This window comes from Pseudomonas laurylsulfativorans (assembly GCF_002906155.1).
Taxonomy (GTDB): domain Bacteria; phylum Pseudomonadota; class Gammaproteobacteria; order Pseudomonadales; family Pseudomonadaceae; genus Aquipseudomonas; species Aquipseudomonas laurylsulfativorans.
This window is the reverse complement of sequence record NZ_MUJK01000010.1, coordinates 38,160-57,643: the sequence shown is the minus strand read 5'-3', so window position 1 is coordinate 57,643 and position 19,484 is coordinate 38,160. Positions and strand designations below refer to the sequence as shown.

The window sequence follows — 19,484 nt, the reverse complement described above, 5'->3', positions numbered from 1 at the left end:
ATGATGAATATGCCCGCAACCAAACCGGTCGCCGTCAAGGCACCGGAGCAACCGAAAACCGCGATCTCGGCCCTGTGGCGCCCGGCGCTGGTGCAAGCCTTCGTCAAGCTCGACCCACGGCAATTGCAGCGTGCGCCGGTGATGCTGGTGGTCGAACTGACCGCGATCCTGACCACCGTACTGTGCTTCATTCCCGACGCGGCGGTGCCGACCTTCGTCGCCGCGCAAATCGCTGTGTGGCTGTGGTTCACCGTGCTGTTCGCCAACTTCGCTGAAGCCTTGGCTGAAGGTCGCGGCAAGGCCCGCGCCGACAGCCTCAAGGCCGGCAGCGAAGGTTTGAGCGCACGGCGCAAAACCAGCAACGGCAGCTTCCAGGTGGTGCCCGCCGCCAGCTTGCGCAAAGGCGATGTGGTGCGCGTTGAAGCGGGGGAGATGATCCCCGGTGACGGCGAAGTGATCGAAGGCATCGCGGCGGTCAACGAAGCAGCGATTACCGGTGAATCGGCGCCGGTGATTCGCGAGTCCGGCGGCGACCGCTCGGCCGTTACCGGCAACACTCGGCTGGTGTCCGACTGGCTGCTGGTGAAGATTACCGCCAACCCTGGCGAGTCGACCCTGGACCGAATGATCGCCCTGGTCGAAGGCGCCAAACGCCAGAAAACCCCGAACGAAGTGGCGCTCGACATCCTGCTGATCGGCCTGACCCTGATCTTCTTGCTGGTGGTCGTCACCCTGCAACCGTTCGCCCACTTCGCCAACGGCAGCCTGCCGCTGGTGTTCCTGGTGGCGCTGTTGGTCACGTTGATTCCGACCACCATCGGCGGCCTGTTGTCGGCCATCGGTATCGCCGGCATGGATCGCCTGGTGCGCCTGAACGTGATCGCCAAGTCCGGTCGTGCGGTGGAGGCGGCGGGGGACGTGCATGTCTTGCTGCTGGACAAGACCGGCACCATCACCTTCGGTAACCGTCGCTGCACCGCGGTCTATGCCGCACCGGGCGTCACTGCCAAGGAACTGGCTGAAGGTGCGTTGTTTGCCTCGCTGGCCGACGACACAGCGGAAGGCAAGTCGATCGTCGAGTACCTGCGCGGCACCCATCCGCAACCGGAGCCGTCCGCTGAAGTGCTGACAGCCGTGCCATTCAGTGCCGAAACCCGCTTGTCCGGTGTCGACTATCAGGGCCGTGTGTACCGCAAAGGCGCGGTGGATTCGTTACTGGCCTTCGTCGGCCTGAAACGCGCTGACCTGGCGCCGGCCTTGTCCCGTGAAATCGACAAGATCGCCCAAAGCGGCGGCACCCCGCTGCTGGTGTGTGCCGACGGCAAGCTGCTCGGCGCGATTCACCTCAAGGACGTGGTCAAGCCCGGCATCCGCGAGCGCTTCGCCGAGCTGCGCAAGCTGGGGATCCGCACCGTCATGGTCACCGGCGACAACCCGTTGACCGCTGCCGCCATCGCCGCCGAGGCGGGTGTGGATGACGTGCTGGCCGAAGCCACGCCGGAGAAAAAACTGGCGCGCATTCGTCACGAGCAAAACGATGGTCGCCTGGTCGCGATGTGCGGCGACGGCGCCAATGACGCCCCGGCATTGGCCCAGGCGGACGTCGGCATGGCGATGAACGACGGTACGCAAGCGGCACGTGAGGCGGCGAACATGGTCGACCTCGATAGTGACCCGACCAAGTTGCTGGACGTGGTGCAGATCGGCAAGGAATTGCTGGTCACCCGTGGTGCGCTGACGACCTTTTCCATCGCCAACGACGTGGCCAAGTACTTCGCGATCCTGCCGGCGTTGTTCGCCGCGATCTACCCGCAACTGGGCGTGCTCAACGTGATGCACCTGAGCAGTCCGCAGAGTGCGATTCTCTCGGCGATCGTGTTCAACGCCTTGATCATTGTGGTGTTGATCCCCTTGGCATTGCGCGGTGTGCGCGTGCAGGCGGCGAGTGCGGCGGCGTTGCTGCGGCGCAACCTGCTGATCTACGGCCTGGGCGGGATCCTGGTGCCGTTCGTGGGCATCAAGGCCATCGACATGCTGTTGACGGCGTTGCATCTGGTTTGACCTGACACCCCCACTGTAGGAGCGAGCTTGCTCGCGAAGGTGGTTAACGATAACGCGCCCTTTCTGACAAAGCGCGGTGCCTTCAGATCCATCGCGAGCAAGCTCGCTCCTACAGTTGTTTTTGTGAATTCGAGGATTTTGAAATGTCCACATTGATACGCCCGGCCCTGAGCCTGCTGGTCCTGATGACGCTGATCACCGGCGTTGCTTATCCACTGGTGGTCACCGGCGTGGCGCAGGTCGCGTTCCCGGATCAGGCCAACGGCAGCCTGGTGCGCGATGCCGAGGGCAAGGTCCGCGGCTCATCGCTGATCGCCCAGGATTTCGTCGGCGATGCCTGGTTCCATCCGCGTCCTTCGGCCGGTGCCTTTGCCACCGTGTCGAGCAGTGCCAGCAACCTGTCGCCGAGCAACCCGGCGCTGGCCACGCGGGTGATCGACGATGCCAATAAATTGCGGGTGCCAGGGCAGGGGCCGGTTCCTTTGGCGTTGGTCACTACGTCCGGCAGCGGTCTCGATCCGCACTTGCCACCGGCGGCGATTGCCTATCAACTGGCGCGTGTTGCGGCGGCGCGCAACCTGCCGGTAGCGACACTGCAACAACTGCTGGACGCGCATATCGAGCAGCCATTGGTAGGTCCGCCGGTGGTGAATGTGCTGGAGTTGAATCTGGCGCTGGAAAAACTTTAGGTCCATGGCGCTGCCATTCGCGAGCAAGCCCGCTCCCACACTGGATAAATGTCGTACACATAGTGTGTGGCCACTGAAGATCTTATGTAGGAGCGGGCTTGCTCGCGAAAGCGATAGAACGGCCACCCATCACCTTCAAGAAAAAAGAGATCCCCAGACATGAGCAACTCCGGCCGCGCCGACGCGCTGTTAGCAGACCTGCCCCGCGATGGTCGTGGACGGCTCAAAGTGTTTCTCGGTGCCGCGCCGGGGGTCGGCAAGACCTACGCCATGTTGCAAGCGGCCCACACCCAGTTGCGCCAGGGGGTGAAAGTCATTGCCGGTGTCGTTGAAACCCATGGCCGGGCCGAAACCGAAGCCCTGCTCGGCGGCTTGCCGCAGCAGCCGTTGGTGCGCTCGGAATACCGTGGCGTGTTGCTCGAAGAAATGGACCTCGACGGTCTGATCAAAGCCAAACCGAAATTGGTGTTGGTCGACGAGCTGGCGCACACCAACGCCCCCGGCAGCCGTCACGAAAAACGCTGGCAGGATATTCAGGAGTTGCTCGCCGCCGGCATTGACGTGTACACCACGGTCAACGTCCAGCATCTGGAAAGCCTCAACGACCAGGTGCGCGGCATCACTGGCGTGCAGGTTCGCGAAACCCTGCCGGACTGGGTGTTGCAGGAAGCCTACGAACTGCTGCTGATCGACTTGCCGCCACGGGAGTTGCTCGAGCGTTTGCGCGACGGCAAGGTCTATGTGCCTGAGCAGGCGCGGGCGGCCATCGATGCGTTCTTCTCCCAGACCAACCTCACGGCCCTGCGCGAACTGGCAATGCAAACCGCGGCGGCTCAGGTCGATAACGATCTGGCCCAAGGGTATCGCCAGTTGGGGCAAGCGGCGCCAGCGGTGCGTGGGCGATTGCTGGTGGGAGTGGACGGCGATGCCCAGGCTGAACGTCTGGTACGGCATGCCAGTCGAGTGGCCCAGCGGCGGCACCTGCCCTGGAGTCTGGTGCATGTGGACAACGGTCGCGTGCGTGACGAACAGTCGCGCCTGCGCCTGCAAAGCGCCCAGCAACTGGCCGAGCGCCTGGGCGGCGAAGTGGTGTTGCTGCGCGCCGGTGAAGTGGCGAAAACCCTGATCCAACATGCCGCCGAGCGTCGTGCCAGCCTGGTGCTGGTCGGTCAGTCCCGACCGAGATTGCGCCGGCGCCTGTTCGGTGGCGGGCTGGCGGCACGGCTGCTGCGCAATGCGCGTGGACTGGAAATCAACGTCCTCGATAGTGATCACCAACAGCATCAACCCCATCAACGATCGATGCAGTCGCTGGTCTGGTTCGACTACGCATTGGCCGTGATCGCGACGGTTCTGGCCAGTGCCCTGGCCTGGGCCGTGGCGAGTGTATTGCCGTTGCCGAACATCTCGCTGGTGTTCCTCGCCGCCGTGCTGCTGGTGGCGGTGCGCAGCAGTCTCGGGCCGGCGTTGGCCTGTGCGGCGCTGTCGTTTCTGACCTATGACTTTCTGTTCATTCCACCGAATTTCTCTTTCAGTATCCAGCGCGAAGAAGACGTGCTGACTTTACTGTTCTTTCTGTTGATGGCAGCCCTCACCGGCAATCTCGCGGCGCGTCAGCGGCGACAATTGCAGGCCCTGCGCGACACCCAGGAAGAGACCACCGAATTGCTCGACCTGTCACGCAAACTCACCGCCGCCACTGACCGCCAGGCCGTGGTCAGCGCGGCTGCCCAACACCTCAACGGTTGGAGCGACGTGCAACTGTGCCTGCTCAATCGCGACGGGCAAAACGGCTGGAAAGTTGAAACCGGTGGCCCGCTGGAGTTCACCGAAGCCGAACGCGCCGCGGCCGATTGGGCCTGGCAGCACGATCAACCCGCGGGTGCGGGCACCGGCACCTTGCCGTTCGGCCGCTGGTGGTGGTGGCCATTATCGGTGGAGGACGGTCCGCTGGCGTTGCTTGGCGTTTGCGCCAAGGAAGGCCAGACCCTGAGCGGCCAGCGCCGTCGCTTGTTGACCGCGCTGAGCCAGCCGCTGGCCCAGGCGCTGGCCCGGGCGCAACTGGCCGATGATCTGGAAGCGGCGCGGCTGCATGGCGAAACCGAGCAGTTGCGCAGTGCCTTGCTGGCTTCGGTTTCCCACGATTTGCGTACGCCGCTGACGTCCATGCGCGGCAGTATCGACAGCCTGCTGGCCCTGGGTGAAGCGATCCCGCTGGAGGATCGCCGCGAACTGCTTGAAGGCACTCGCGATGAAGCCGAGCGCCTCGACCGCTATATTCAAAACCTGCTCGACATGACCCGCCTCGGCCACGGTGCCCTGAAGCTGGCGCGGGACTGGGTGTCGCCGGCCGATATCGTCGGCAGTGCGCTCAATCGCCTGCGCGCGGTACTTGCGTCGCTGCAGGTCAGCACCGAAGTACCGGCGGATTTGCCGCTGCTGTACGTCCACGCCGCACTGATCGAACAGGCACTGATCAACGTGATGGAAAACGCCGCGCGGTTTTCGCCACCCCGCGGGCGTTTGCAAGTGCGCGCCGGGGCCGATGACGGTGAGCTGTTTTTCTCTGTCAGCGATGAGGGGCCGGGGATTCCGGAGGCGGAACGGGAGAAGATCTTCGACATGTTCTACACCGCGGCGCGGGGTGATCGTGGCGGGCAGGGGACCGGATTGGGGCTGGCGATCTGTCAGGGCATGGTCGGTGCCCATGGCGGACGTATCAGCGTCGCCGACGGCATCGAGGGGCGTGGCACCTGCATCACATTGCACCTGCCGCTACAGGCTCAGCCGGGATACGAAAGTGAAGCCTGATCGTGCTTGCGCTACTCTCTTGCCACTTCTTTGTGTTGATGTGAATTCATGAGCCAGACCACGACCATTTTGGTCATCGACGACGAACCGCAGATCCGTAAATTCCTGCGCATCAGCCTCGCTTCCCAGGGCTACAAGGTGCTGGAGGCCGGCACGGGCAGTGAGGGATTGGCACAAGCTGCGTTGAGCAAACCGGACTTGCTGGTGCTCGACCTTGGCCTGCCGGACATGGACGGCCAACAGGTACTGCGTGATTTTCGCGAGTGGTCGACGGTGCCGGTATTGGTGCTCTCGGTGCGGGCCAGTGAAGGGCAGAAGGTCGAAGCCCTGGATGGCGGTGCCAATGACTACGTGACCAAGCCGTTCGGCATTCAGGAGTTCCTGGCACGGATTCGTGCGTTGCTGCGCCAGGCGTCCGTGGGGGAAGCCCAGCCAGCGGCACTGAGTTTCGGTCCGTTGACCGTCGACCTGGCGTATCGCCGGGTGTTGCTCGACGGTGCGGAAGTTGCGCTGACCCGCAAGGAGTACGCCGTGCTGGCGCAACTGGCACGGCATCCCGGGCGGGTGATCACCCAGCAGCAATTACTCAAGGACATCTGGGGGCCGACGCACACCGAAGACACTCACTACCTGCGCATCGTCGTCGGGCACCTGCGCCAGAAGCTGGCGGATGACCCAACCCAACCCAGGTTCATCGTCACCGAGGCGGGGGTGGGGTATCGGTTGTTGAGTGAGTAGTTTTGAAAATTTGTGGTGACTGATCTGGCGCTTTCGCGGGCAAGCCCGTACACAATGACCGCGTCGGTCACCAATCATGTATACGACGCGAACCCTGTGGGAGCGAGCCTGCTCGCGAAGAGGCCCTGATAGTCACCCGAGAACTTTCAGACAGTCAGTTCTGCTCACTCTCATAGCGATCCAGCGTATCCCGCGCAATCTCCCTTCCTAGCGCGATCAGCTCCGGCGCCTTGTAGAACTCGAAAAACCGGCACACGCGTTTGGGCACGTTGATGAGGATGTCGGGCGGATACCCGGCAATCTTGTACTGCGCCAGCGACGTCTGCATCACCTCGAAACTCTGGTTGATCAAATCCAGCAGGGACGCCGGCCCGACGTTGTCGATGATGAACGAACCAGTGGCGGAGCGGGGCGCGCCACTGGCTTCGGGAGCGGCCGCGGGTTGCTGCGCTTCGGGCTCGGCGGATTCGATCCACGGATTGAACGCCGCGCCTTCGGCCCTCAGGGCTTCCTGCTCCAGGATCAACAATTGCTCGGCCTGTTTGCGGCGGAACGGCATCTTTGAGCCAAGGGAGTTGATCAGGCTGTCGAAGCGGGTCTTGAAGGCGGCGGGACGCTGGATGACCGGCAGTTGATAGTGGCGCTGGTTGGTGGAGTTGAGGTTGACCGCGATGATCAAATCGCAATGGCTCGACACCACCGGCACGATCGGCAGCGGGTTGAGTATGCCGCCATCGACCAGCATGCGGTTGCCTTGCATCACTGGGGTAAACAGGCTGGGAATCGCTGCCGAGGCGCGCATGGCCTGGTGCAGGCAGCCTTCCTGGAACCAGATTTCCTGCTGGTTGGTCAGGTCGGCGGCGACGGCGGTATAGGGGATACGCAAGTCTTCGATGTTGATCTCGCCGACGATCTTGCGGATCTGCCCGAACACCTTCTCGCCACGAATCGCCCCCAGACGAAAACTGACGTCCACCAGACGCAACACGTCGAGATAGTCCAGGCTCTCGATCCAGTCGCGGTAATCATTGAGTTTGCCGGCGGCGTAGATCCCGCCCACCACCGCGCCCATGGAGCACCCGGCGATACAGGCAATGTCATAGCCGCGCCGTTCGATCTCCTCGATGACCCCAATATGTGCATAACCCCGGGCTCCACCCGAGCCCAATACCAGTGCGACACGCTTTTTCATGGATCGCCCTCGTTTGAATGGTTCAACAATGCACCTATCGAGGGCCATGCTTCAATCGCCATGGTCGTTCGATGAGGCAAGAGCGTCGTATTTTCGATACTCCATGGCGGCACACGGTTATTCTCGTCAGCGCTATAGTTTGCACAGCGGACCAACGGCACTTTTCAGGTGCCACACCGTCTTACTTGCATGACTGTTGACCTATCTTTGAGGAGTGAGTGATGAAAGCCTGGATCTGCGTGCCATTGATTGCCCTGGCGCTCGCCGGCTGTGCCGGCAAAACCGCTTATCGCGACAGTTGCGGTAGTAACCTGGATGCGGCATGGCATGAACTGGACCTGGCCAAAGCCGAGGGTTTCGCCGGGACCGTCAGCTACTCCAAGGCACTGTCGCTGTTGACCGCGGCCAAGACTCAGCAGCAATTCGAGGGGTTCGAGGGCTGCACCAACAAGGCCGAGAAGGCCCGTTTCTATATTCGTGAGTCGCGTGCGGGGCGTTGAAAACACTGCTACTCCTGTAGGAGCCGACTTGCCGGCGATAGGCTCTCGAATGTTACCGTGACCTGATATCGCAATCGCTGGCAAGCCAGCGCCTACGGGTGATGCATGGCACTGTTTTACGGAGTAAACCCCCATGATCGATCGGCTGGTGGCTCGTGTTCTGGGCCTGGAAATTCGTCTGCTGGCCTGTCAGGCCCGCTTGAAAGAGCATACTGACCCCGAAGCGTTACACGATCTGCGCACAACCATGCGGCGGTTACGTAGCCTGTTGCGACCTTTGCGCGGATTGCCCGGCGTCGAGCAACTGGAAGCGGCTGCCTCGCGGGTGGGCGATCTGACCACACCGTTACGTGATCGCGAAGTGCTGGCGGCGTACCTGCTCCAGCACCACCAACCCCAGGCCGCTCAACGGCGCATGGCGCAGATGGCCGAGGCCTACCCGGCGGTGGCGGCCAGCCCTGAACTTGCGCAGTTGCTGATTGTTCTCGATGCTTTTCCGCGCTTTCTGCGCGCAGCCCAGCGCCAGCGCTTGCTCAAGGATTTGCGCAAGCGCATCGAAAAGCGTCTGGGCAAACAATGGAAAACACTCGACGCGGCACTGCACGACCCGGCCCACGACCGTCATCAGCTACGTCTGCTGATCAAGCGCGTACGCTATGGCATCGATGCTTACCCCGAACTGGATCGATTGCCGAAAGCGGCCATGCCCCGGTTGAAGTCGGCCCAGGGCGCGCTTGGCGATTGGCACGATTGTGTGCAATGGCTGGCCATGGCTGAACAGGAAGCGGATTTGCAGCCCTGTGTTGCCGTGTGGGAAGCCACCATGGCCGAGGCTGAACAACGAGCGGACCGGGTGCTGGAAAAACTCAGCAAGGCCTGTTTTAAATCCTGAAAACACCGCAGCTCCTGTAGGAGCTGGCTTGCCAGCGATGATCGTTAACGATAACGCGTGTAACCCGGATAAACGCGGCGCACTTGAGTCCATCGCCGGCAAGCCGGCTCCTACAGTTCCCCGGGAGGTCCGGTCTGCTCCTGCAGAGTCTTGGGTTCGGCTCATCTGTCAGTCAATTTGGCTGGAATGGGTGCTGTATGGCCCCCTCCGGCTGGGTAAGATCCCTTCATCTTTTTTCGATCCCAGAGGTCTTCATGCGCTTTTCTGAACTGCTCGACGCTGTCCGTAGCCAGCCGATGGAGCTTTCTATCCCGGCCTCATGGGCCCAGGGGCGCGCCAGTTTCGGTGGCCTGGTGGCCGCGTTGCAGTACGAAGCCATGCGTGCCCGGGTGCCGGCGGATCGTCCGGTGCGCTCGCTGGCAATCACCTTTGTCGGCCCGGTCGAACCCCTGGTTCCGGTCAGTTTTGAGGTCGATGTATTGCGTGAAGGCAAGGCGGTCAGCCAGGTGCTGGGCCGGGTGATGCAGAAGGGGCAGGTGGTGACCCTGATCCAGGGCAGTTTTGGTGCCTCGCGCCCTTCGGAAGTAGCAGTGTCCGCTGAACCGGCGCCTGAAATGAAGCACTGGGACGAGTGCCAGGAATTGCCTTTTGTCGAAGGCATTATCCCGGAGTTCATGCGGCATCTGGCGATGCGCTGGAGTGTCGGCGGCTTGCCGTTCAGTGGTAGCACATCCCGGCAAATGGGCGGCTGGGTACGCTTGCGTGGCGATGTGAAAGAAGAGGCCATCAGCGAGGCGCATATCCTCGCGCTGGTGGACGCCTGGCCCCCGGCCCTGATGCCGTTTCTGAAAAAGCCGGCGATGGGCAGCACGCTGACCTGGACCATCGAATTCGTGCAGCCGCTGCTGGAATTGAACACCCTGAACTGGTGCAAATACCTCGTTGAGACCGAGCACGCCGCCGACGGTTACGGGCATGCCGCCGCAAAAATGTGGAGCGCGGATGGCCGCTTGATCGCCATGAGCCGGCAGACGGTGACGGTGTTTGCCTGATCAGTGACGGCGGTGACGCTCACGCCAGGCGCGCCACCAGCCACCACTGAGAAAGAACCGTGGAAACGTCAGGAACTGTTCGACCAACAAGCGCGATATCGCATCCTTGCGGTCACTGAAAGGTTCGGAGGCTTGCGTCTCCAGGCTGTGGCCGTGGCGTTGCAAGGCCAGCGCCGCAATCACGCCGATCACGCCGATGGCGATGTTCGAAAGGGTCAGGCTGAACACCCCGGACACAATCAACAGAGCCGCGACGATGAACAGTGGTACCGCGATCAGGTGCAACACCAGATTGGTCGGGTGCTGATGATTGCCCGGGTACGCTCGCCATTGCCAGGCGGGAAGGTTGGGGTGACGTTTGCCCATGATGCTGATCCTCGATCCATGTTGAACACATGTAGGAAGAATAGGCCTGGACATTGCTGGCGGCGAATCAAGGCTGGCTATCGACGCGATAGGTGTCATGGTCAACATTGATGTCGCCAGTTCTGGCCTCATCGCGGGCAAGCCCGCTCCCACATTTTGACCGCATTCTTATGAACGTACGCGCTCATCTGTAGGAGTGGGCTTGCCCGCGATGAGGCGCTCAAAGCTTCAGCTGTCGGATGGCCTTGCTCAACTCCCCGGCCAGCGCCGCCAGCTCATTGCTGGTGGTCGCCGAGGTCACTGTCTGCCGCACCGTGTTCTCGGTCACGTCACGGATACTCACCACCGCGCGGTTCATCTCTTCCGCCACCTGACTCTGCTGCTCGGCCGCCACCGCGATCTGCGTGTTGCTTTCACGCATCTGCGCCACCGCGCCGGTGATCTCGGCCAATGCGGCCCCGGCCTCCTGCGCCTGTTGCACGCAGTCGTCGGCCTTGAACGAGCTCTCCTGCATGAAGTCCACGGCGTCCCGTGTTCCGGCCTGCAATGCCGAGACCATGAGGGTGATTTCGTCCGTGGAGGCCTGCACGCGTTTGGCGAGGTTGCGCACTTCATCGGCAACTACCGCAAAGCCGCGACCCATCTCGCCGGCCCGGGCCGCTTCGATGGCGGCGTTCAGTGCGAGCAGGTTGGTCTGCTCGGCGATGCTGTGAATCACGTTGACCACGCCGTTGATCTTTTGGCTGTCCTCGGCCAGACGCTGAATCATCTCGGCGGTCTGCTGAACGCCGGTGGACAGTCCGGCAATCGACCGTTGCACCCGCGTCACTACCTCCTGCCCGCTGCCGGCCAGCGTATCGGCCGATTGCGAAAGGTCACGGGTGGCGCCGGCGTGTTGGGCGATGTGATAGACCGTGGCGGTCATTTCATTGATCGCCGTGGCTGCCTGATCGGTTTCGCTCTGTTGACCGAGCATGCCGTGGCGCACTTCATTCATGCTGGCCGCCAGTCGCGCGGCGCCGTCATCCAGTTGCCGGGCGGTGCTGGCGACGGTGTTGACCACCCTTTGATAACCGGCCTGCATGGCGTTGAAGGCATTGGCCATCTGCCCGACTTCGTCGCTGCAAGCCAACGGCACTCGAGCCGACAGGTCGCCGGTTTTCTCCACGTGCAGCATGACGTCTTTCAAGGTGTTGAGTTGGCTGAGCAGAAAACGGATCAACAACTGCGAGGCGCCGAGCATGGCCAGCATCAGGATGAGTACGGCCACCGCGTAGTTGGCAAAACGTTCGTTGAACACCTGGCTCAGGCTTGGACCGTGGGCGATGACTGCAACCTGCTGACCATCCGTGCGCGTAAACACTTCAGCGCCCATCAGCGGGTTGTCACCGAACAGCGGCATCGCGTTGATCTCGACCCAGCCGTTTGCATCGACGAGTTCGAGCATGGGCTGTCCATTCAGCGACGGCGCCTGTCCGCGATCGAATGTCAGAAGGTTGTCGGCCTTGGGTAGAGGCTGCCCGGCAGGCCAGTCGACCAGCAATCGCGCTTGTGCCTGAGTCGAGGCTTGGGACGCATGAACGCGGGCCTGTTGTTCGAGGTGTACGGCGTACAGCACCAACAGCAGGGTAGTGACGAAGGCGACGGCATTGACCGCCCAGAATTTGTATTTCAGCGAGATATTGCTAAGCCAGGCACCCATGGAGGTCTTCTCTGATAGCGGAAACAGTTTTGGCAAGGTGCCAGTATTGTGCCGCTACTCAGAAATTCGAACTTTGATACAAGTCAATGTGTGCGAGCCTGCTCGCGAAAGCGGTCTGTCATTCAACTTGATGCTGGCAGACACAACGCCTTCGCGAGCAGGCTCGCTCCCACAAGGGATTTGTGGCTAATGGTGGATTGATGGCAACCCGTAGAACGCCCGTGCGCAGTCTGTCGTGTGTGCCGCCAGGTCCTCCTGGCTTTCCCCGCGATGCAGGGCGACTTCGCGCAATACTTCGGTCAGGTACGCCGGCTCGTTTCGCCCGTTTTTCGGCTTGGGGCGCAGGCTGCGCGGCAGCAGGTACGGCGCATCGCTTTCGAGCATCAGGCGTCCGCGCTTGATCTCCTTGACCAGCGGATGCAGATGCGTGCCCCGCCGCTCGTCGCAGATCCAGCCGGTAATGCCGATATGCAAGTCCAGGTCGAGGTAGCTGAACAGTGCTTTCTGTTCCCCAGTGAAGCAGTGCACAACGGCGGCCGGCAGGCGGTCGCGGAAGTCGCGCAGGATTTCCAGCAATCGCTGGTTGGCGTCGCGCTCGTGCAGAAATACCGGCAACTGCAATTCAACGGCCAGGGCCAAATGTTCTTCGAGGACCTTTTCCTGCTGCGGGCGCGGCGAGAAGTCACGGTTGAAATCCAGCCCGCATTCGCCCACGGCCACCACATTCGGCTCCTTGAGCAAGCTGCGCAAACGTCGGGCGCTGTCAGCGTTCCAGTCACTGGCGCAGTGAGGGTGAATACCGGCGGTAGCGAACAGGCGCTGAGTGCTTTCGTCCAGCTGCTGGCACAGCTCAAGGGCCTGTTCACTGCCCTCGACACTGGTACCGGTCAGCACCAGTTGGCATACGCCGGCCGCGTAGGCGCGGTCGAGTACGGCCTGGTGTTTGTCGGCAAAACTGGCGTTGGTCAGGTTGACGCCGATATCGATGAGTTGCATGGTGCTACCTCGGCCCAAAGGCCGGAAAGCATATCAGAGCCGTGGATTTATAAGAAAAGCCAAGAACTACAACGGGTTAACGCTGTCTCTTGAGCCGCGGGGCGGGCCGGGTTGGTAGTTTTGCCATCATTGTGCCAGTCTTTCGCACCTTGCCAGCGCTTTGGGCGCTCTGTTTTTGTCGCCGCGCTTGATGCTATTCGTCATTGAAGCGGGCCTCATATTCTTTCCGGAGAGTGGATGATTCGTCCCTCGGTTTTGCTACTGCTGTGTTGTTCGCTGCTGCTGCCGATGTCGGCGGTCGCGCGTCTGCCCGGGCCGCTGCAAGCCGTACCGGCCAGCAAGGTGCGCGACCTTGCCGAAATTCGCAGCAGCCGTGTGCTGCGGGTGTTGGTCAACCAGAGCCGCAACAGTTCCGGCGAAGTCCAGGGGCAGGCGATCGGGGTTGAATACCATCGCCTGAGAGCATTCGAGCAATACCTTAACGGCCATGCCCGTGACGGTCAGGAAATCACCCTCAAGATCATTCCCAAGGCCAAGGATCAACTGCTCGGTGCATTGCAGCGCGGGGAGGGTGATCTGGTGGCGCCAGGCGAGTTGCTCGATCTGCAACCGGGCTTCGCCGTCAGCACCAGTGAGCCGATTGCCAGCAACATCCCGTTGGTCCTGGTGGGCATCAAGGGCGAACGCCGCTACACCAGGCTTGAACAGCTTTCCGGCAAGACCCTGGCGTTACCCGCCGGCAGCGCCGCCGGGGATGCCGTCAGCCAGATCAATCAAAAGCTTGCCCTGCACAAACTGCCACCGGTCACAATCGAATGGGTCGATCCGAGTCTTGCCGTCGAGGATGTACTGGAGATGGTGCAGGGCGGGATCTTCCACCTGACCATCGTCGAGCAGCCGATCGCCGAACGCTGGGGCAAGATCCTGCCCAAGCTGCGTTTCGACAAGCAGGTACTCATCAGTGATCCGGGAGAGGAGTTCTGGTTCGTGCGCCGTGATGCCTCGATGCTGCGGGCTAGCATTGATCGCTTCCTCACCGGTTACAAAAAGCCGTCGGATCAGGACGCCGCATTCCTGCGGATTTATCGGCGTCTCTATCAAGTGCACTATCCACTGGCCAAGGCGGACCGCCAGCGTCTGGAAAAACTTCGCCCGGTGCTGCAGAAACACGCCGATGCCCAGGGCATGGACTGGCTGAACCTGGCGGCGCTGGCCTTCAAGGAGTCAGGCCTGCAACCCGCCGCCCGCAGTGGCGGTGGCCCGACCGGCCTGATGCAGATCACGCCTTCTGCGGCGCAACGGGTGGGGGTCAATAGTATTCAGGACGTTGACGGCAATGTGCAGGCCGGGGCCAAGTACCTGGCGATGATCCGGCGCAAGTTTTTTGCCAGCCCGAAACTCAACGAGCGCGAACGCATGGCTTTCGTGCTGGCGGCCTACAACATCGGGCCAGAGCGGGTGCAGGGCATGCGCGCCGAAGCCCGGCGGCGAGGGTTGAATCCCAACCAGTGGTTCTTCCAGGTCGAACGCGTGGCCATGGAGCAAGTGGGTATGGGGCCGGTCAGCTATGTTAATAGCGTGAACAAGTATTACCTGGCGTTCGACCGGGAGCGGGAGTCGTTGGAGCCCCAGGGGCAAAAAGTTGCCTCGCGCAAATGATCAACTAATCTGATTGTTATGGCGGGGTTTTTGCGCTTTTAATATGTGAATTACTGATTAATATGGCGGCCAACCAACACACACTTACAAGGAATGAAACAGCATGAGCACTCTGATCAACAAGGTACTGTCTACCCGCGCTGGCTACGGCCTGACGGTTCTGCGCATCGTTGTCGGTATTGTCTTCGCCGCCCACGGCTCGCAGAAACTCTTCGGAGCATTCGGTGGTTATGGCCTGGCGGGAACCGCGCAGTACATGGAAAGCCTCGGACTGACTCCGGGTTACCTGATGGCGACACTGGCGGGCGGCACCGAGTTCTTCGCCGGCCTGGCCCTGATCATCGGCCTGCTGGTTCGCCCGGCCGCGCTGGGCCTGGCCTTCCTGTCGCTGGTTGCGATTTTCTCGGTGCACATCGGCAACGGACTGTTCATGGCCAACAACGGTTATGAATTCGCCCTGGCTTTGCTCGGCGGCAGTATCGCGGTATTGATCGAAGGTGCGGGCAAACTCTCGGCGGACCGTGTCATCGCCGGCTGACCGCTCTGGCTCAACGAAAAGGCCCGCATTGTGCGGGCCTTTTTTGTTGCGCGTCATTCTTGACACTGTCCAGTCAGCTTCTCTAGGATGTTGCCCATGCGCCGATTTAAACAGCTACTTGCGGGGCGCCAGGTGACTCATCCAGTTGCCGATAGAAGCCAGAACAGGCTTCGAAATACCGCTAAAGCGCTGGTTCGGTGTTGCCTCTCACCTGCCATGCAGACTTTTGAGGCAGAGACACGACACAATGAATGCACTAAACCCCGTTGTACGTCCCGCGCCGATCACGGCACATCTTACCCAGCGCAATCCAAAAATCCTGCTTGGCGGCAAACATCAGCCGACGCTCTTGCGTTATCTCGATGGCTGGCCACGTCGTACCGGCGGCCCCGCTGCCTTCCTGATCCAGTTTGTCGAAGACGGTGAGTCGCTCGCCCGTTTTGCCAACGACAGTTTCGATCTGGCGGTGATTCAATCCCCCAGTCTCGAAGACGCGCCTGAAGTGATCAGGCAGCTGACCCGTGTTGCCCGGCAAGGGCTGATTACTCGCCGTTGAGTTTCACGGGTAGTCGATCGCCACGATATACACACACTGCTCACCGGTTGGTGTCTGGACCCGCACTTCGGCGTCCAGTGCCTTGCCGATCAGTGCGCGGGCCAGCGGTGAATCAATGCTGATCAGGCCCTGTTTGAGGTCCAGTTCATCCGGCCCGACTATGCGGTAGCGCGACTCCTTGCCGTCCTCGTCCTCAATCGTGACCCAGGCGCCGAAATAAACCTTGTTCGGATCGCTGGGTTTTTCGCTGACGACTTTGAGCGCCTCCAGGCGTTTGGTGAGAAAACGCACGCGACTGTCGATTTCTCGCAACATCTTTTTGCCGTAGGTGTATTCGGCGTTCTCCGAGCGATCACCCTGGGCCGCGGCTTCGCTGACTGCCTGGGTAACCTGAGGTCGACGTACATGCCACAGCTCATGAAACTCGGCGCGCATCCGCGCTTCACCTTCTGGGGTGATCAGCGCGGTGCCGGCGGTGCGGGGAGGGCGGTAACGGCTCATGGCAACTTCTTGTGGAGGAGACGGCTGGAGTCTATCAACCCTCGCGCAGGACTGTCAGCGGGCTTGCGTTCAATGCCCGACGGGTGCCGTACACCCCGGCTCCACCGATCAGCACGGCACCCACCAATGGCAGCAGCAACAGCCATGGATGCGGATGCCACGGCAGGTCAAAGGCGTAGCGGTAGAGCACCAGACTCACCAATTCCGATCCCAATGCCGCTAGTAAACCACTGACTGCGCCGAGCAAGCCGAACTCGATCCGCCGCGCCTTGACCAGCAATTGCCGTTCTGCGCCCAGTGCGCGCAGCAGCGCACCCTGGCGAATGCGTTCATCCAGCGTCGCTTGCAGGCCGGAAAACAGCACCGCCATCCCCGCCGCCAATACGAACAACAACACATACTCCACCGCCAGGGTGACTTGGGCGAGGATGCTGCGCAGTTGTTCCAGCAAGGCTTCGACCTGCAGGATCGTCACTGCCGGGAAGGTGCGGGACAGGTCGACGATCTGTTGGTCATGACCCGGTGCCAGATAGAAACTGGTCAGGTAAGTCGCCGGCAGATCCTTCAGGGTGCCGGGCTGGAAGATCATGAAGAAGTTCGGCTGGAAGTTGTCCCAGTTGATCTCCCGCAGGCTGGTGACTTTCGCCTCGCGATTGACCCCGCCAACGCTGAAAACCATATGGTCGCCAAGCTTGAGTTTCAGGCTTTCGGCGACCTTGCCTTCTACCGACACGCCGGGTACATCGTCTGGCGTTTGATCGTTCCACCAATTGCCCGCCGTGAGCTTGTTGCCCGCCGGCAGGTCCGCCGCCCAGGTCAGGCTCAAGTCGCGCTGGATTGCCCGATCACCGGCCGACTCTTTGGTAACGATTTGCTGCACCGGATCACCGTTGATGCTGATCAGGCGCCCCGGCACCACCGGGTATAACGGTGCCGACTTCGCCGACACAGCGATCAGGTGATCGGTGAAGGACTGTTTATCCGCGGGGAGGATGTTCAGGGCAAAGTAATTGGGGGCATTTTTCGGCAATTGGTTCTGCCAGGTATCCAGCAACTCGCCGCGCAGCAACGCAATCAGCGCCATTGACAGCAGAATCAGGCCAAACGCCAGGGACTGGCCCGCGGCAGCGAGCGGATGACGCAGCAATTGGCCGAGTCCCAGGCGCCAGGGCAGGGATGCACGTGCGAGCATGCGCCGCAGACTCTTCAACAGCAGCAGCAACAAACCGCCCAGCACCAGCGCTGCAATTACGCCGCCGCCAAGCAGGGCAAAGGTCAGTACCAGGTCCAGGCTCAGACGCCACATGATCAAGCCGAGGGCGCCCAGCGCTGCGCCGTAGACCATCCAGGTGCTGGATGGGATCGGTAGCATGTCCCGACGCAATACACGTAATGGCGGAACCCGGCCCAGTGCCGCCAGCGGCGGCAAGGCGAAACCGGCCAGCGCGACCAGTCCGGTGCCGATCCCGGCAATGGCCGGAAACAACCCGCCCGGAGGCACGTCAGTCGGCAACAAGTCATGCAGCAGGGCAAACAAACCCAGCTGTGCGAGCCAGCCGAGGAGGGCGCCGCTGATGCTGGCCAGAAGACCAAGCACGGTCAGTTGCAGGCTGAACAACAGCAGGGTTTCCCGGCGTGACAGCCCAAGGCAACGCAGCAAGGCACTTGCATCGAATCGGCGGGTGGCGAAGCGGGTCGCCGATAGCGCCACCGCCACGCCGGACAGCAACACCGCCACTAGACTGGCCATGTTCAAGTAGCGCTCTGCCTTGCCAAGGGCACCGCCGATTTGCCGATTGCCATCGCGGGCATCCTGCAAGCGTTGGTTGGCGGCAAGCCCAGGCTTGATCAGTTGGCGATAGGTTTCCAGCGCCTGGGCGTTGCCGCGCCAGAGTTCGCGATAGCTGACCCGGCTGCCGGGTTGCACCACGCCGGTCGCCGAGAGGTCGCTGAGGTTGATCAGCACGCGGGGCGTCAGGCTATAGAAGTTGCCGGCGCGGTCGGGCTCATACGTCAGCACTCGCGCCAGCTTCAGGGTTTTCATGCCCACGTCGATGCTGTCGCCAATCTTCAAGTCCAGCGCCGTCAGCAGGCGAGCCTCGACCCAGGCTTCACCGGGTTTCGGTCCGCCGCCAGCTGTTTCTGTGGCGAATGGGGCGGGTGCGCTTTTCAGTTCGCCGCGCAGCGGGTAGGTGTCATCGGTCGCCTTGATACTGGATAACTGGATGCCGTTGTCGGTGGCAATGACGCTGGAAAATTCCACCACCTGCGCATGTTCCAGTCCCAGTTCGACGCCGCTTCTTATCTGTTCGGCGCGCGCAGGCGAACTGCCTTCGAGCAGCAGGTCGGCACCGAGAAATTCGGTGGCGCGCAGCATCATGGCGCCGTTCAGGCGCGCGCCAAAGTAGCCGATGGCGGTGCTGGCGGCCACGGCCACCAGCAAGGCAAAAAACAACACGCGCAATTCACCGGCGCGGGCGTCGCGCAGCAATTGGCGGATGGCGAGGCTGAACAGGCGCAACAGCGGCAGACGTGCCATCAAGGCTCCAGGGGGGCGACCAGCAGGCCGGCTTCAAGACGGATCAGGCGCCGGCAGCGATGGGCCAGGCGTTCATCGTGAGTCACTAGCACCAGGGTCGTGCCGCGCTCCTTGTTGAGGTCGAACAGCAAGTCGCTGATGCGCTCGCCGGTGTGGCTGTCGAGGTTGCCGGTCGGTTCGTCGGCGAACAGCACGTCGGGTTCGGCGGCGAACGCGCGGGCAATCGCCACGCGTTGTTGCTCGCCCCCGGAGAGCTGGCGCGGAGAGTGAGTCAGGCGTTGGCCCAACCCCACACGTTGCAGTAGTTCTGTGGCGCGTTCGCGGGCGTCTTTGCGGCCATCGAGCTCCAGTGGCAGCATGACGTTTTCCAGGGCATTGAGGCTATCGAGTAACTGGAATGACTGGAACACAAAACCCACGTGCTCGGCACGGATGCGCGCACGCTGGTCTTCATCGAGGTTGCTCAGGCCTTGCCCGGCGAGAATGACTTCGCCGCTGCTTGGCAGGTCGAGGCCGGCGAGCAGGCCCAGCAGGGTGGATTTGCCAGAACCCGATGCGCCGACGATGGCCAGGCTATCGCCCTGGTTCAGTTCCAGGCTGAGTTGGTGCAGGATGGTCAGTTCACCTTCCGCGCTGGGAACCACTTTGCTAAGGTCCTTCGCGATGAGAATGCTTGCGCCCATGGAGAGTCC

General features: G+C 61.8%; 17 protein-coding genes. 10 read left to right on the top strand and 7 right to left on the bottom strand.

All coding sequences use genetic code 11. The annotated features are described in order from the left end of the window. The first annotated feature begins 3 nt into the window (after positions 1-3). The 4 genes from kdpB (at position 4) to B0D71_RS24305 (ending at position 6,299) form a co-directional block, all read left to right on the top strand. Positions 4-2,061, top strand: a complete 2,058-nt coding sequence (gene kdpB, locus B0D71_RS24320) for a potassium-transporting ATPase subunit KdpB (RefSeq protein WP_103396976.1) — start codon at positions 4-6, stop codon at positions 2,059-2,061. Between the two features lie 143 nt (positions 2,062-2,204). Further along, complete coding sequence (kdpC, locus tag B0D71_RS24315; protein WP_103396975.1) at positions 2,205-2,750, top strand: potassium-transporting ATPase subunit KdpC; 546 nt, start codon at positions 2,205-2,207, stop codon at positions 2,748-2,750. A 159-nt stretch (positions 2,751-2,909) separates the two neighbouring features. Then, the gene (locus B0D71_RS24310) at positions 2,910-5,561 is read left to right on the top strand and encodes a sensor histidine kinase (RefSeq protein ID WP_103396974.1); all 2,652 of its coding nucleotides are present in this window, start codon (positions 2,910-2,912) and stop codon (positions 5,559-5,561) included. Between the two features lie 48 nt (positions 5,562-5,609). Then, positions 5,610-6,299, top strand: coding sequence for a response regulator (locus B0D71_RS24305; protein WP_103396973.1), 690 nt, complete (start codon positions 5,610-5,612; stop codon positions 6,297-6,299). A gap of 154 nt (positions 6,300-6,453) precedes the next feature. On the opposite strand, the gene B0D71_RS24300 is transcribed toward B0D71_RS24305, so the two are convergent. Further along, positions 6,454-7,491, bottom strand: a complete 1,038-nt coding sequence (locus tag B0D71_RS24300; protein WP_103396972.1) for a patatin-like phospholipase family protein — start codon at positions 7,489-7,491, stop codon at positions 6,454-6,456. A 221-nt stretch (positions 7,492-7,712) separates the two neighbouring features. On the opposite strand from B0D71_RS24300, the gene B0D71_RS24295 reads away from it, so the two are divergent. The 3 genes from B0D71_RS24295 (at position 7,713) to B0D71_RS24280 (ending at position 9,935) form a co-directional block, all read left to right on the top strand. Next, on the top strand, positions 7,713-7,991 hold the full coding sequence (locus tag B0D71_RS24295) for a hypothetical protein (protein WP_103396971.1): 279 nt from the start codon (positions 7,713-7,715) through the stop codon (positions 7,989-7,991). A gap of 133 nt (positions 7,992-8,124) precedes the next feature. After that, positions 8,125-8,883: a CHAD domain-containing protein gene (locus B0D71_RS24290; protein ID WP_103396970.1), complete on the top strand. Its 759-nt coding sequence runs from the start codon at positions 8,125-8,127 to the stop codon at positions 8,881-8,883. 254 nt (positions 8,884-9,137) lie between these two features. Further along, on the top strand, positions 9,138-9,935 hold the full coding sequence (locus tag B0D71_RS24280; protein WP_103396968.1) for an acyl-CoA thioesterase: 798 nt from the start codon (positions 9,138-9,140) through the stop codon (positions 9,933-9,935). Here B0D71_RS24280 and B0D71_RS24275 read toward each other — a convergent pair whose 3' ends face one another. The 3 genes from B0D71_RS24275 to B0D71_RS24265 all read right to left on the bottom strand — a co-directional run bounded on the left by B0D71_RS24275 (position 9,936) and on the right by B0D71_RS24265 (position 12,999). Beyond that, positions 9,936-10,301, bottom strand: coding sequence for a terminase (locus tag B0D71_RS24275; protein WP_103396967.1), 366 nt, complete (start codon positions 10,299-10,301; stop codon positions 9,936-9,938). It abuts the gene before it with no gap. 220 nt (positions 10,302-10,521) lie between these two features. Next, a complete protein-coding gene (locus B0D71_RS24270; protein ID WP_103396966.1) occupies positions 10,522-12,003 on the bottom strand; it encodes a methyl-accepting chemotaxis protein in 1,482 nt (493 codons plus the stop codon). A gap of 186 nt (positions 12,004-12,189) precedes the next feature. Further along, positions 12,190-12,999 (bottom strand): TatD family hydrolase, encoded by an 810-nt coding sequence (locus tag B0D71_RS24265; RefSeq protein ID WP_103396965.1) that lies wholly within the window; start codon positions 12,997-12,999, stop codon positions 12,190-12,192. 237 nt (positions 13,000-13,236) lie between these two features. Here B0D71_RS24265 and B0D71_RS24260 point away from each other — a divergent pair, with 237 nt between their 5' ends. The 3 genes from B0D71_RS24260 to B0D71_RS24250 all read left to right on the top strand — a co-directional run bounded on the left by B0D71_RS24260 (position 13,237) and on the right by B0D71_RS24250 (position 15,752). Then, a complete protein-coding gene (locus B0D71_RS24260) occupies positions 13,237-14,658 on the top strand; it encodes an MltF family protein (RefSeq protein WP_103396964.1) in 1,422 nt (473 codons plus the stop codon). Between the two features lie 103 nt (positions 14,659-14,761). Further along, complete coding sequence (locus tag B0D71_RS24255; protein WP_103396963.1) at positions 14,762-15,196, top strand: DoxX family protein; 435 nt, start codon at positions 14,762-14,764, stop codon at positions 15,194-15,196. Between the two features lie 247 nt (positions 15,197-15,443). Next, positions 15,444-15,752: a hypothetical protein gene (locus tag B0D71_RS24250; RefSeq protein WP_093216517.1), complete on the top strand. Its 309-nt coding sequence runs from the start codon at positions 15,444-15,446 to the stop codon at positions 15,750-15,752. A gap of 3 nt (positions 15,753-15,755) precedes the next feature. On the opposite strand, the gene greB is transcribed toward B0D71_RS24250, so the two are convergent. The 3 genes from greB to B0D71_RS24235 are packed head-to-tail and all read right to left on the bottom strand — an operon-like array spanning position 15,756 to position 19,475. Next, positions 15,756-16,253 carry a transcription elongation factor GreB gene (gene greB / locus B0D71_RS24245; RefSeq protein WP_007973570.1) on the bottom strand — a complete coding sequence of 166 codons (498 nt, stop codon included), beginning with the start codon at positions 16,251-16,253 and terminating at the stop codon, positions 15,756-15,758. A 34-nt stretch (positions 16,254-16,287) separates the two neighbouring features. After that, positions 16,288-18,792: an ABC transporter permease gene (locus tag B0D71_RS24240; protein WP_103396962.1), complete on the bottom strand. Its 2,505-nt coding sequence runs from the start codon at positions 18,790-18,792 to the stop codon at positions 16,288-16,290. After that, positions 18,792-19,475, bottom strand: coding sequence for an ABC transporter ATP-binding protein (locus B0D71_RS24235; protein WP_103396961.1), 684 nt, complete (start codon positions 19,473-19,475; stop codon positions 18,792-18,794). The genes B0D71_RS24240 and B0D71_RS24235 overlap by 1 nt, the downstream gene beginning before the upstream one ends. Between the last annotated feature and the right edge of the window lie 9 nt (positions 19,476-19,484).

What these genes read in the sequence shown, in the direction of transcription:
- kdpB (WP_103396976.1), top strand. Translation starts at nt 4, where the DNA reads ATGAATATGCCCGCAACCAAACCGGTCGCCGTCAAGGCACCGGAGCAA.
- kdpC (WP_103396975.1), top strand. Translation starts at nt 2,205, where the DNA reads ATGTCCACATTGATACGCCCGGCCCTGAGCCTGCTGGTCCTGATGACG.
- B0D71_RS24310 (WP_103396974.1), top strand. Translation starts at nt 2,910, where the DNA reads ATGAGCAACTCCGGCCGCGCCGACGCGCTGTTAGCAGACCTGCCCCGC.
- B0D71_RS24305 (WP_103396973.1), top strand. Translation starts at nt 5,610, where the DNA reads ATGAGCCAGACCACGACCATTTTGGTCATCGACGACGAACCGCAGATC.
- B0D71_RS24300 (WP_103396972.1), bottom strand. Translation starts at nt 7,491, where the DNA reads ATGAAAAAGCGTGTCGCACTGGTATTGGGCTCGGGTGGAGCCCGGGGT.
- B0D71_RS24295 (WP_103396971.1), top strand. Translation starts at nt 7,713, where the DNA reads ATGAAAGCCTGGATCTGCGTGCCATTGATTGCCCTGGCGCTCGCCGGC.
- B0D71_RS24290 (WP_103396970.1), top strand. Translation starts at nt 8,125, where the DNA reads ATGATCGATCGGCTGGTGGCTCGTGTTCTGGGCCTGGAAATTCGTCTG.
- B0D71_RS24280 (WP_103396968.1), top strand. Translation starts at nt 9,138, where the DNA reads ATGCGCTTTTCTGAACTGCTCGACGCTGTCCGTAGCCAGCCGATGGAG.
- B0D71_RS24275 (WP_103396967.1), bottom strand. Translation starts at nt 10,301, where the DNA reads ATGGGCAAACGTCACCCCAACCTTCCCGCCTGGCAATGGCGAGCGTAC.
- B0D71_RS24270 (WP_103396966.1), bottom strand. Translation starts at nt 12,003, where the DNA reads ATGGGTGCCTGGCTTAGCAATATCTCGCTGAAATACAAATTCTGGGCG.
- B0D71_RS24265 (WP_103396965.1), bottom strand. Translation starts at nt 12,999, where the DNA reads ATGCAACTCATCGATATCGGCGTCAACCTGACCAACGCCAGTTTTGCC.
- B0D71_RS24260 (WP_103396964.1), top strand. Translation starts at nt 13,237, where the DNA reads ATGATTCGTCCCTCGGTTTTGCTACTGCTGTGTTGTTCGCTGCTGCTG.
- B0D71_RS24255 (WP_103396963.1), top strand. Translation starts at nt 14,762, where the DNA reads ATGAGCACTCTGATCAACAAGGTACTGTCTACCCGCGCTGGCTACGGC.
- B0D71_RS24250 (WP_093216517.1), top strand. Translation starts at nt 15,444, where the DNA reads ATGAATGCACTAAACCCCGTTGTACGTCCCGCGCCGATCACGGCACAT.
- greB (WP_007973570.1), bottom strand. Translation starts at nt 16,253, where the DNA reads ATGAGCCGTTACCGCCCTCCCCGCACCGCCGGCACCGCGCTGATCACC.
- B0D71_RS24240 (WP_103396962.1), bottom strand. Translation starts at nt 18,792, where the DNA reads ATGGCACGTCTGCCGCTGTTGCGCCTGTTCAGCCTCGCCATCCGCCAA.
- B0D71_RS24235 (WP_103396961.1), bottom strand. Translation starts at nt 19,475, where the DNA reads ATGGGCGCAAGCATTCTCATCGCGAAGGACCTTAGCAAAGTGGTTCCC.